Here is a 12,812-nt window from a genome sequence, read left to right on the forward strand (position 1 = left end):
GATGGTGCTCCGGACCGATCCGCCGGACGTCGCGCAAGGCCCGCATCGGGGACGTCGGGCGGCGTCCGGTGCCTGTGCAGGAGGCGCGGCGCACGGCCGATCGCGCGTCCGGCTACCCGGCTTCCCGTCGCGCGTACCGCCGCGTGACCACGGTGCGCGGCGCCTCCCGCACGCATCGCGGCATCCGCCGGTACGGCACCAGGATCGCGCTGATCGCGCGCGTCGCCCGTCGCTCGAGGCGCGCATCCCAGCGCAGGCCGAAGCCCGCTCGGATCCGCGGCGGAAGCAGCGCCGCGGTCATGAGCGCCGCCAGGGGCATGATGCTCCGGAGCCACATCGGGCCGTCGCCTCCTCGCAGGAGCGCCCGCGCGATCCGGCGTGCGTCCGCGGTCGGCTCGAGGATCGCGACCCGCTCCTCCCAGTAGGCGCGGAACGCCGCGCGATCCGGCGGCCACCGCCCTTCGGGCACCTGGAGGGCGGTGCCCAGCACGGCGTACTGGCGGTAGACGCGGTCGGCCACCTCGTCCGGCAGGGGTCCGAAGGCGATCTCGAACATCGTCACCGCGCTGTCGTAGATCGTCGCCGCCACCCACAGCTGCAGGTCGGGGTCGTAGGCGGAGTAGGCCGGGGCCGATCCGTCGGCGGCGGGGGCGTCGGACCGCACCGGCGCGTGCGCGCGGCCGACGATGCGCCGGGCCCGGGCGACCTCGGCCGGCGACCCGAAGACGACCGCGTACACGTAGCCGAGCGTGCCCTCGAGGCGGTCGAGCGGCCGGGACGCGAAGTCGCTGTGCTCCGCGACGCCGCGCGCGACCGCCGGATCGGCGATCTGCAGCAGGATCGCGCGGCCCCCCGCGGCGAGCAGGATGCCCTCGCCCGCGATGTCGCGGATGGACCCGCCGCGCCTCCGGGCGGGGTGGGTCCTCGGGCTCATCCCTCCAGTCTCCCTCCACAGGTGCCGTCGCCGCACGGCTCCCGCCGACCCGGGTCGGCCGACCCGTGACCCGATAGGCTCTCCACGGTCGTCGACGCGGCGGGCCGGCCCCTCCGGGCGGTCAGCACGCGGGCCGACCAGCCGCAACACACCGGGTGCCGCCACCAGACGGTCGTGGCACCGCAGCCTCGAACGACGCACGTACCGCCTGGCGCGGGTGCGGATGGGATGACACGCGTGGATCTTTTCGAATACCAGGCCAGGGACCTCTTCGAGTCCTACGGCGTCCCGGTCCTCCCGGGGATCGTCGCCGACACCGCCGAGGAGGTGCGCGCCGCGGCGGAGAAGCTCGGCGGCACCGTGGTCGTGAAGGCGCAGGTGAAGACCGGCGGCCGAGGCAAGGCCGGCGGCGTCAAGGTCGCCCAGAGCGCCGACGCGGCGTTCGAGGCGGCCAAGGGCATCCTCGGCCTCGACATCAAGGGGCACACCGTGCACCGCGTGATGGTCGCGGCGGGCGCCCGCATCTCGCAGGAGTTCTACTTCTCGATCCTCCTCGACCGCGCCGAGCGCTCCTACCTCTGCCTCGCCAGCTACGAGGGCGGCATGGAGATCGAGGAGCTCGCGGTCACTCGGCCCGAGGCCCTCGCCCGCATCGAGATCGACCCGGTCGCCGGCATCGACGCCGCCAAGGCCGAGGAGATCGCCCGCGCCGCCTCCTTCCCCGAGGAGCTCATCGCCAAGGTCGCGCCCGTCTTCGAGCGCCTCTGGTGGGTCTACCGCGACGAGGACGCGACGCTCGTCGAGGTCAACCCGCTCGTGCTCACCGAGTCGGGCGACATCATCGCGCTCGACGGCAAGGTCACCCTCGACGAGAACGCCGGCTTCCGCCACGAGGGCCACGCGGCGCTCGAGGACGCGGCCGCCGCCGACCCGCTCGAGGCGAAGGCCAAGGAGTCGGACCTCAACTACGTGAAGCTCGACGGCCAGGTCGGCATCATCGGCAACGGCGCGGGACTCGTCATGTCCACGCTCGACGTCGTCAGCTACGCGGGGGAGAAGCACGGCGGCGTGCGGCCCGCGAACTTCCTCGACATCGGCGGCGGAGCGTCGGCCGAGGTCATGGCCGCCGGTCTCGACGTCATCCTCGGGGACGAGCAGGTCACCAGCGTCTTCGTCAACGTGTTCGGCGGCATCACGTCGTGCGACGCGGTCGCGAACGGCATCGTCGGCGCGCTCGACAAGCTGGGCGACGCCGCCACCAAGCCGCTCGTCGTCCGCCTCGACGGCAACAACGTCGAGGAGGGCCGCCGCATCCTCGAGGAGCGCGCGCACCCCCTCGTCACCGTCGTCGGCACGATGGACGAGGCGGCCGACAAGGCCGCCGAGCTGGCCTCCGCTTAACTCCCGAGAGAGAACAGGAACAGATAGATGTCGATTCTTCTCGACGAGAACAGCAAGATCATCGTCCAGGGCCTCACGGGCTCCGAGGGCACCAAGCACGCGGGCCGCATGCTCGCGTCCGGCAGCAAGGTCGTGGGCGGCGTCAACCCGCGCAAGGCCGGCAGCACCGTCACCATCGAGGGCGTCGAGCTCCCGATCTTCGGCTCGGTCGCCGAGGCCATGGCGGAGACGGGTGCCGACGTGTCCGTCATCTTCGTGCCGCCGGCGTTCGCCAAGAGCGCCGTGGTGGAGGCGATCGACGCCGCCATCCCGCTCGCGGTCGTCATCACCGAGGGCATCCCGGTCAAGGACTCCGCGGAGTTCTGGTCGCACGCCAAGAGCACGGGCGGGAAGACGCGCATCGTCGGCCCGAACTGCCCCGGCATCATCAGCCCCGGCAAGTCGAACGCCGGCATCATCCCGGCGACCATCACCGAGGCCGGCCCCATCGGCCTCGTCTCCAAGTCGGGCACGCTGACCTACCAGATGATGTTCGAGCTGCGCGACCTGGGCATCTCGACCGCCATCGGCATCGGCGGCGACCCGATCATCGGCACGACGCACATCGACGCCCTCGAGGCGTTCGAGGCCGACCCGGAGACGCGCGCCATCGTCATGATCGGCGAGATCGGCGGCGACGCCGAGGAGCGCGCGGCCGAGTACATCAAGGCGCACGTCACCAAGCCGGTCGTCGCGTACGTCGCGGGCTTCACCGCCCCCGAGGGCAAGACCATGGGCCACGCCGGCGCCATCGTCTCCGGCGGGAGCGGCACGGCGCAGGGCAAGAAGGAGGCCCTGGAGGCCTCCGGCGTGAAGGTCGGCAAGACGCCGACCGAGACCGCCAACCTCCTCCGCGAGGTCTTCGCCGCGCTGTAGACGCAGGATCCGCCACCCCGGCGACGACGACGGCCCGCATCCACCCGGATGCGGGCCGTCGTCGTGCAGCGCCGGTGCGGCCTCCTCCTCCCCAGCCGGTCGGAGCGCGCCTTCCCCGGCGCGCCCGCCGGCCGACGGGGCACGCAGGGGGCGGCCGGTAGGGTCGTCGAGGCATGAACCGACACGCAACCGCCTTGTTCGCGGCACTCGAAGCGCTCCTGGTGGTGGGGGTCGGCGTCGCCCTGCCCCTCGTGCCGCTCACCGTCCTCTGGGCCGGGCAGTACGACCTGCAGATCGACTGGGGCGTGTTCGCGCGGACGGCCGTCGACCTGTGGCTGCTCGGCCACGGCGTGCCGCTCACGGCATCGCTGGATCCGGCGCTCTCGACGGCCCTCGGGCTCCCCGCGGTCGACGCCCCGTTCGCGCTCTCGCTCGCCCCTCTGGGCTTCGCGTTGCTCACGCTGCTGCTCGGCACGCGGGCCGGTCGCCGCATCGTCGAGACGGACCACCCCGGCGCCGGTGCCGCGGCCGCCGTCGCCACGACCGCCGTCCTCTCCCTGGGCCTCGCGCTCGCGGCGCAGCACGAGGGCATCGCACCCGCCGTGGTGCGCGGCGCGGTGCTCCCGACGCTCGTCCTCGCACTCGGCCTGCTGATCGGCGTCGTCACCCGCGTCGATCGCGCCCGGGCCGGCCGGTGGTGGGGCTCGCTGTCGTCGGGACGCGCGGCCGGGTCCATCCGCTCGGTCCGGGACGCTCTCGACCGCCTCCCCGAGGGCGCCGCATCCGTGGCCGGGACGGCGGTCCGCGGCGGAGCGGCCGCGGCATTCGCCGTCGTCGCCGTCTCATCGGCAGTCGTCGCGGTCCTGCTCGGCGTGCGGTACGCGACCGTCATCACGCTCTACGAGACCCTGCAGACGGGGATCGTCGGGGGAGTCGCCCTCACGCTCGGGCAGATCGCGCTCCTGCCGAACCTGGTGATGTGGACGTCGTCCTGGCTCGTCGGGCCCGGCTTCGCCCTGGGGACCGGGTCCTCCGTGTCACCGCTCGGCACGACCGTCGGCCCGATCCCGTCCATCCCGGTCCTCGGCATCCTGCCGCAGGGCACCCTCGACCTGGGCTACCTCGGGATCCTCGTCCCCGTGGTGGTGGCGTTCGTCGCCGCGGTGGCGCTCTCGCCACGCGTCGCGCGCATCCCCGAACCCGAGGCCCGCCGCTGGCCGTGGTTCCTCGCGGCGGGCCTCGGCATGGGCGTCGTCGGCGCCGTCGTGCTGTGCCTGCTCGCGGCCCTGTCGGGCGGGGCTGCCGGTCCCGGCAGGCTGGCCGACGTCGGTCCCGCTGCCGGCTGGATCCTCCTGTACGCGTTCCTCGAGATCGGCGTCGCCTCCGTGGCGGGCATGTTCGTCTCCGGCCTCATGGCCCCGCTGGTCCGACGGAGCCCGGAAGGACGCGGATAGGCTGTGGCCGTGTTCAACGTGGTGGTCCTCGTCTCCGGCAGCGGCACCAACCTCCTCGCCCTCCTCCAGGCGGCGGATCACGCGGACTACCCGGCGCGCATCGTCGCGGTCGGCGCCGATCGCGAGGCGGACGGGCTGCGGTTCGCCGAGGAGCGCGGCATCCCCACCTTCACGGTGCCGTTCTCGAGCTTCCCGGATCGCGCGACCTGGGGGGACGAGCTGGTGGCTGCCGTCTCCGGCTGGGATCCGGACCTCGTGGTCCTCAGCGGCTTCATGCGCCTCCTGCCCCCACGGGCGGTCGAGGCCTTCGCCCCGCGTCTGGTCAACACGCACCCCGCCTACCTGCCGGAGTTCCCCGGCGCCCACGCGGTGCGCGACGCCATCGCCGCGGGGGTCCCGGCCTCCGGGGCCTCCCTCATCGTCGTCGACGCCGGCGTCGACACCGGCCCCGTCCTCGCGCAGGAGCGCGTCGCGGTGGAGCCGGGCGACACCGAGCACACCCTGCACGAGCGCATCAAGGTCGTGGAGCGCAGGCTCCTCGTCGACACGGTGCGCGCCATCGCCCTCGGCACCATCGACCTCAAGGAGCTGACCACCGCATGAGCGGACCCCGTCACGACCCGTCCCTGTTCCGCGACCGCGACGGCATCGCCGTGACGCGCGCCCTCGTCTCCGTGAGCGACAAGACCGGGCTCCTCGAGCTGGCGTCCGCCCTCGTCGAGGCCGGCGTCGAGATCGTCTCGACCGGATCCACCGCCAGCACCATCGCCGAGGCGGGCTTCCCCGTCACCCCCGTGCAGGACGTGACGGGCTTCCCGGAGGTGCTCGACGGGAGGGTCAAGACCCTGCACCCGTCGGTGCACGCGGGCCTCCTCGCCGACCTGCGGCTCGAGTCGCACGAGGCCCAGCTCGCCGAGCTCGGCATCTCCCCGTTCGAGCTGGTCGTCGTCAACCTGTACCCGTTCGTGGAGACCGTCGCCTCGGGGGCTCCCGCAGCGGACGTCATCGAGCAGATCGACATCGGCGGGCCCGCCATGGTGCGCGCGTCCGCCAAGAACCACGCGAACGTCGCGATCGTCGTGTCGCCGACCAGCTACGGCGAGGTGATCGAGGCCGTGCGCTCCGGCGGCACCACCCTCGCCCAGCGGCGTCGTCTCGCTTCCGCGGCCTTCGCCCACACGGCCGAATACGACAGGGCCGTCGCGGACTACTTCCGGGATGCCGTAGTGGGATCAGGCGAGGCGTCGCCGACGTGGCCGGCGTCCTTCCGCGTCGCAGGCGACCTCGCGCAGGTGCTCAGGTACGGGGAGAACTCGCACCAGGATGCGGCCCTGTACCGCAGCGCCGACGGGGCGGGGATCGCCCAGGCGACCCAGCTGCACGGCAAGGAGATGTCCTACAACAACTTCGTCGACGCGGACGCCGCCGTGCGCGCCGCGTACGACTTCACCGAGCCGGCCGTCGCCATCATCAAGCACGCGAACCCGTGCGGGATCGCGGTGGCGCCGCCACGCGCGGTCGACGCGATCGCCGCCGCGCACCGGAGCGCGCACGACTGCGACCCGGTGTCCGCGTTCGGGGGAGTGATCGCCGCCAACCGCACCATCACGCTCGGGATGGCGGAGACGGTGAAGGAGATCTTCACCGAGGTGCTCGTGGCGCCGGGCTTCGACGACGACGCGCTCACGCTCCTCAAGTCCAAGAAGAACCTCCGCCTCCTGACGCTCCCCGAGGGGTACCGCCGCGAGCCGCTGGAGGCGCGTCAGATCTCGGGCGGATACCTCGTGCAGTCGACGGATGCGTTCCCCACCGACGGCCGACGCCTCTCGGCGGGCTGGACGCTCGCGACAGGGGAGGCGGTGGACGAGCAGACGCTCGCCGACCTGGAGTTCGCGTGGAAGGCGTGCCGGGCGGTCAAGTCGAACGCCATCCTGCTCGCGCACCACGGTGCCTCGGTGGGGGTGGGCATGGGCCAGGTCAACCGGGTGGACTCGTGCCACCTCGCGGTGCAGCGCGCGGGAGCGCGCGCGGCGGGATCGGTCGCGGCGTCCGACGCGTTCTTCCCCTTCGCCGACGGCCTGCAGGTCCTGCTCGACGCCGGGGTCCGCGCCGTGGTCCAGCCCGGCGGATCCGTGCGCGACGAGGAGGTCGTCGAGGCTGCCCGGGCTGCCGGCGTGGCCATGTACTTCACGGGCGAGCGCCACTTCTTCCACTGATCCCGTGGGCTGGCGGTCCTCCGGGCCGCCGGCCCACGGCCGCCGCGACACGCCCGGGATGCGGGTTGTTTTGCGGGGGTGGGGTGGTCCGCGTAATGTCTCCTCTTGTCGCCGGAACGGGCGGGAAGCGAAATGCTTCCGGAGCTGTTCTGGTGGGCTTGATCCTGGTGAAACAGAAGTTGCCGCGGCTTACGGGTTGCGTGTTTACCATCAACTGAGCTAGGGTCTGATTCTGCTTCCGACGTGAGTGCTGGGCCTTGTGGTCTGGATCACTCCCACGGGGAGCGGTGGAGTGTGAGCTCCGATGGCTGGCTGTGATGGTCGGTGTCGGGAGCGTCCGTTCCTTGAGAACTCAACAGCGTGCACAATGTCAAATGCCAAATACCCGTTGCGGGTGTCCTTCGGATGCTCGTTTCGGATTCCTTTGGAATACATTTAAACAAACAAGCAAGTCAGTAATGATTTGTTCTGTCGGTTTCAAACTTGCTGGTTCGTGTTCGATTCCCGTTCACGTCTGGCTTTAGATGTGCCGACTGCTTTCGGGTGGTCGTGCGTTTAAGCATTTATGGAGAGTTTGATCCTGGCTCAGGACGAACGCTGGCGGCGTGCTTAACACATGCAAGTCGAACGGTGATGTCAGAGCTTGCTCTGGCGGATCAGTGGCGAACGGGTGAGTAACACGTGAGTAACCTGCCCCCGACTCTGGGATAACTGCTAGAAATGGTAGCTAATACCGGATATGACGATTGGCCGCATGGTCTGGTCGTGGAAAGAATTTCGGTTGGGGATGGACTCGCGGCCTATCAGGTTGTTGGTGAGGTAATGGCTCACCAAGCCTACGACGGGTAGCCGGCCTGAGAGGGTGACCGGCCACACTGGGACTGAGACACGGCCCAGACTCCTACGGGAGGCAGCAGTGGGGAATATTGCACAATGGGCGAAAGCCTGATGCAGCAACGCCGCGTGAGGGATGACGGCCTTCGGGTTGTAAACCTCTTTTAGTAGGGAAGAAGCGAAAGTGACGGTACCTGCAGAAAAAGCACCGGCTAACTACGTGCCAGCAGCCGCGGTAATACGTAGGGTGCAAGCGTTGTCCGGAATTATTGGGCGTAAAGAGCTCGTAGGCGGTTTGTCGCGTCTGCTGTGAAATCCCGAGGCTCAACCTCGGGTCTGCAGTGGGTACGGGCAGACTAGAGTGCGGTAGGGGAGATTGGAATTCCTGGTGTAGCGGTGGAATGCGCAGATATCAGGAGGAACACCGATGGCGAAGGCAGATCTCTGGGCCGTAACTGACGCTGAGGAGCGAAAGCATGGGGAGCGAACAGGATTAGATACCCTGGTAGTCCATGCCGTAAACGTTGGGAACTAGATGTGGGGACCATTCCACGGTCTCCGTGTCGCAGCTAACGCATTAAGTTCCCCGCCTGGGGAGTACGGCCGCAAGGCTAAAACTCAAAGGAATTGACGGGGGCCCGCACAAGCGGCGGAGCATGCGGATTAATTCGATGCAACGCGAAGAACCTTACCAAGGCTTGACATATACCGGAAACATGCAGAGATGTGTGCCCCGCAAGGTCGGTATACAGGTGGTGCATGGTTGTCGTCAGCTCGTGTCGTGAGATGTTGGGTTAAGTCCCGCAACGAGCGCAACCCTCGTTCTATGTTGCCAGCACGTAATGGTGGGAACTCATAGGAGACTGCCGGGGTCAACTCGGAGGAAGGTGGGGATGACGTCAAATCATCATGCCCCTTATGTCTTGGGCTTCACGCATGCTACAATGGCCGGTACAAAGGGCTGCGATACCGCAAGGTGGAGCGAATCCCAAAAAGCCGGTCTCAGTTCGGATTGAGGTCTGCAACTCGACCTCATGAAGTCGGAGTCGCTAGTAATCGCAGATCAGCAACGCTGCGGTGAATACGTTCCCGGGCCTTGTACACACCGCCCGTCAAGTCATGAAAGTCGGTAACACCCGAAGCCAGTGGCCTAACCGCAAGGGAGGAGCTGTCGAAGGTGGGATCGGTGATTAGGACTAAGTCGTAACAAGGTAGCCGTACCGGAAGGTGCGGCTGGATCACCTCCTTTCTAAGGAGCATGTGCACCTCTCCTCTGTATACAGGGAGATCAAGGGTGCCAAGTCACGCGTCAGGCGTATGTCCTGGTGGTGGCGCTCATGGGTGGAACATTGACATTGATGCCGGTTGATTCGTCGTGCTGCTAGTACGCCTCCTTGTGGGGTGGGAACGTGGTGTGGGGTGTCGCGGGCATGTTGCACGCTGTTGGGTCCTGAGGGACCGGGCCGCACCGTTTGGTGTGTCTGGTTTCTTGTCGGACCCTTTCTGTCGTCCCTGAGTGGATGGTGGTGGGGTACCGCCCGTATATTGAGAACTACACAGTGGACGCGAGCATCTTAGATTCACCGGTTTACCGGTGGATCACAAAGATCTATTTATAGATCATTGGTCAATTCTGTCTCCTCTAGGGGAGGCGAAACGATTCAATCTCATGTGATTTCAAGATTCTAAGAGCAAACGGTGGATGCCTTGGCATCTGGAGCCGAAGAAGGACGTATAAATCTGCGATAAGCCTCGGGGAGCTGATAATAGAGCTTTGATCCGAGGATCTCCGAATGGGGAAACCCCGCCAGGCCCTTTGGGTGACCTGGTGACTCCCGCCTGAATATATAGGGCGGGTAGAGGGAACGTGGGGAAGTGAAACATCTCAGTACCCACAGGAAGAGAAAGCAAAAGCGATTCCGTTAGTAGTGGCGAGCGAAACCGGAAGAGGCCAAACCGATCATGTGTGATATCCGGTAGGAGTTGCATGGTCGGGGTTGCGGGACTTTCCGTACAGTTCTACCGAGCTGTGAGGGCAATGAGCGCGATATAGACGAATGGTCTTGAAAGGCCAGTCATAGAGGGTGCGAACCCCGTAGTCGAAATGTCGTCGCCTGTCCGGAGAGTATCCCAAGTAGCACGGGGCCCGTGAAATCCCGTGTGAATCTGTCAGGACCACCTGATAAGCCTAAATACTCCCAGATGACCGATAGCGGACAAGTACCGTGAGGGAAAGGTGAAAAGTACCCCGGGAGGGGAGTGAAATAGTACCTGAAACCGTTTGCTTACAAACCGTTGGAGCACCCTTGTTGGTGTGACAGCGTGCCTTTTGAAGAATGAGCCTGCGAGTTAGTGATATGTGGCGAGGTTAACCCGTGAGGGGCAGCCGTAGCGAAAGCGAGTCTTAATAGGGCGTATGAGTCGCATGTTCTAGACCCGAAGCGAAGTGATCTATCCATGGCCAGGTTGAAGCGACGGTAAGACGTCGTGGAGGACCGAACCCACTTCAGTTGAAAATGGAGGGGATGAGCTGTGGATAGGGGTGAAAGGCCAATCAAACTTCGTGATAGCTGGTTCTCTCCGAAATGCATTTAGGTGCAGCGTTGCGTGTTTCTTGCCGGAGGTAGAGCTACTGGATGGACGATGGGCCCCAAAAGGTTACTGACTTCAGCCAAACTCCGAATGCCGGTAAGTGAGAGCGCAGCAGTGAGACGGTGGGGGATAAGCTTCATCGTCGAGAGGGAAACAACCCAGACCACCATCTAAGGTCCCTAAGCGCGTGCTAAGTGGGAAAGGATGTGGAGTTGCATAGACAACCAGGAGGTTGGCTTAGAAGCAGCCACCCTTGAAAGAGTGCGTAATAGCTCACTGGTCAAGTGATTCCGCGCCGACAATGTAACGGGGCTCAAGCACGCCACCGAAGTTGTGGCATTTATATTACAGGCAGGCCTTCGTGGTCCAGCCGTATAGATGGGTAGGAGAGCGTCGTGTGGCCAGCGAAGCGGCGGTGTGAACCAGCCGTGGAGGCCACACGAGTGAGAATGCAGGCATGAGTAGCGAAAGACGGGTGAGAAACCCGTCCTCCGAAAGACCAAGGGTTCCAGGGCCAGGCTAATCCGCCCTGGGTAAGTCGGGACCTAAGGCGAGGCCGACAGGCGTAGTCGATGGACAACGGGTTGATATTCCCGTACCGATGAAGAACCGCCCAAGACAATCCAGTAATGCTAAGTGTCTGAATCCTTGATTCGATCCCTTCGGGGTGACGGTCTTGGCCTAGCACACGACCCTACGCTGAGGCGTTTAGCGTATTAACAGGTGTGACGCAGGAAGGTAGCTGAGCCGGGCGATGGTTGTCCCGGTCTAAGGATGTAGGGCAGAAGATAGGCAAATCCGTCTTCTATGTAGCCTGAGACCCGATGGGTAGTCCTCACGGACGAAATCAGTGATCCTATGCTGCCGAGAAAAGCATCGACGCGAGGTTCCAATCGCCCGTACCCCAAACCGACTCAGGTGGTCAGGTAGAGAATACTAAGGAGATCGAGAGAATCGTGGTTAAGGAACTCGGCAAAATGCCCCCGTAACTTCGGGAGAAGGGGGGCCTGAGGCGTGTAGGGATTTACTCCTGAAGCGTTTGAAGGCCGCAGAGACCAGTGGGAAGCGACTGTTTACTAAAAACACAGGTCCGTGCTAAGTCGCAAGACGATGTATACGGACTGACGCCTGCCCGGTGCTGGAAGGTTAAGAGGAACGGTTAGCACGCAAGTGCGAAGCTGAGAATTTAAGCCCCAGTAAACGGCGGTGGTAACTATAACCATCCTAAGGTAGCGAAATTCCTTGTCGGGTAAGTTCCGACCTGCACGAATGGCGTAACGACTTCCCAGCTGTCTCAACCGCGAACTCGGCGAAATTGCACTACGAGTAAAGATGCTCGTTACGCGCAGCAGGACGGAAAGACCCCGTGACCTTTACTACAGCTTGGTATTGGTGTTCGGTGTGGCTTGTGTAGGATAGGTGGGAGACTGTGAAGCTCGGACGCTAGTTCGGGTGGAGTCATTGTTGAAATACCACTCTGGTCACTCTGGATATCTAACTTCGAACCGTAATCCGGTTCAGGGACAGTGCCTGGTGGGTAGTTTAACTGGGGCGGTTGCCTCCTAAAGAGTAACGGAGGCGCCCAAAGGTTCCCTCAACCTGGTTGGTAATCAGGTGTCGAGTGTAAGTGCACAAGGGAGCTTGACTGTGAGACTGACAAGTCGAGCAGGGACGAAAGTCGGGACTAGTGATCCGGCAGTGGCTTGTGGAAGCGCTGTCGCTCAACGGATAAAAGGTACCTCGGGGATAACAGGCTGATCTTGCCCAAGAGTCCATATCGACGGCATGGTTTGGCACCTCGATGTCGGCTCGTCGCATCCTGGGGCTGGAGTAGGTCCCAAGGGTTGGGCTGTTCGCCCATTAAAGCGGTACGCGAGCTGGGTTTAGAACGTCGTGAGACAGTTCGGTCCCTATCCGCTGCGCGCGTAGGAAATTTGAGAAGATCTATCCCTAGTACGAGAGGACCGGGATGGACGAACCTCTGGTGTGTCAGTTGTTCCGCCAGGAGCACCGCTGATTAGCTACGTTCGGAACGGATAACCGCTGAAAGCATCTAAGCGGGAAGCCGGCTTCGAGATGAGATTTCCATCCCTTTTAGGGTGAAGGCTCCCGGCTAGACTACCGGGTTGATAGGCAGGATGTGGAAGCGAGGACTAAAGACTCGTGGAGCTGACCTGTACTAATAAGCCGATATCTTGAAAACACTTTGCTTGCGTCCACTATGTGGTTCCCGATATACGGTCGGGTATCAATTGAACAACCAGCTTGACTGGTCGATTCATCACAGATTTCATGCCCTGAGGGGTGTGTATGAGGTGTTTCGGCGGCCATAGCGAGAGGGAAACGCCCGGTCACATTCCGAACCCGGAAGCTAAGACTCTCAGCGCCGATGGTACTGCAGGGGGGACCCTGTGGGAGAGTAGGACACCGCCGGACTTAACTTGAGTAAACGGGGAGGCCCGTCGC

Annotated in this window: 6 protein-coding genes and 3 rRNA genes; 8 read left to right on the forward strand and 1 reads right to left on the reverse strand. The window is 64.7% G+C overall.

All coding sequences use genetic code 11. The annotated features are described in order from the left end of the window. Window positions 1-112 precede the first annotated feature (112 nt). Window positions 113-934, reverse strand: a complete 822-nt coding sequence (locus tag AWH51_RS04115) for an oxygenase MpaB family protein (protein WP_063070854.1) — start codon at window positions 932-934, stop codon at window positions 113-115. Between the two features lie 237 nt (window positions 935-1,171). Between AWH51_RS04115 and sucC the strand changes: the two genes are divergently transcribed. The 8 genes from sucC to rrf all read left to right on the forward strand — a co-directional run bounded on the left by sucC (window position 1,172) and on the right by rrf (window position 12,782). After that, complete coding sequence (gene sucC, locus AWH51_RS04120) at window positions 1,172-2,335, forward strand: ADP-forming succinate--CoA ligase subunit beta (RefSeq protein WP_063070855.1); 1,164 nt, start codon at window positions 1,172-1,174, stop codon at window positions 2,333-2,335. 27 nt (window positions 2,336-2,362) lie between these two features. Continuing rightward, window positions 2,363-3,250 carry a succinate--CoA ligase subunit alpha gene (gene sucD / locus AWH51_RS04125; protein WP_063070856.1) on the forward strand — a complete coding sequence of 296 codons (888 nt, stop codon included), beginning with the start codon at window positions 2,363-2,365 and terminating at the stop codon, window positions 3,248-3,250. Between the two features lie 173 nt (window positions 3,251-3,423). Then, complete coding sequence (locus AWH51_RS04130) at window positions 3,424-4,704, forward strand: DUF6350 family protein (RefSeq protein WP_063070857.1); 1,281 nt, start codon at window positions 3,424-3,426, stop codon at window positions 4,702-4,704. A 9-nt stretch (window positions 4,705-4,713) separates the two neighbouring features. After that, window positions 4,714-5,307 (forward strand): phosphoribosylglycinamide formyltransferase, encoded by a 594-nt coding sequence (gene purN / locus AWH51_RS04135; RefSeq protein WP_175345462.1) that lies wholly within the window; start codon window positions 4,714-4,716, stop codon window positions 5,305-5,307. Further along, window positions 5,304-6,920 carry a bifunctional phosphoribosylaminoimidazolecarboxamide formyltransferase/IMP cyclohydrolase gene (purH, locus tag AWH51_RS04140; RefSeq protein WP_063070859.1) on the forward strand — a complete coding sequence of 539 codons (1,617 nt, stop codon included), beginning with the start codon at window positions 5,304-5,306 and terminating at the stop codon, window positions 6,918-6,920. Before purN ends, purH begins: the two co-directional genes overlap by 4 nt. Before the next feature lie 562 nt (window positions 6,921-7,482). Beyond that, window positions 7,483-9,003, forward strand: a 16S ribosomal RNA gene (locus tag AWH51_RS04145). A 426-nt stretch (window positions 9,004-9,429) separates the two neighbouring features. Then, a 23S ribosomal RNA gene (locus AWH51_RS04150) occupies window positions 9,430-12,549 on the forward strand. Between the two features lie 116 nt (window positions 12,550-12,665). Beyond that, window positions 12,666-12,782 (forward strand): 5S ribosomal RNA (gene rrf, locus AWH51_RS04155). Together the 16S, 23S and 5S rRNA genes form the textbook arrangement of a ribosomal RNA operon. The last annotated feature ends 30 nt before the right edge of the window (window positions 12,783-12,812 follow it).

Origin of the sequence: Clavibacter tessellarius (genome assembly GCF_001618005.1) — a bacterium.
Taxonomy (GTDB): domain Bacteria; phylum Actinomycetota; class Actinomycetes; order Actinomycetales; family Microbacteriaceae; genus Clavibacter; species Clavibacter tessellarius_A.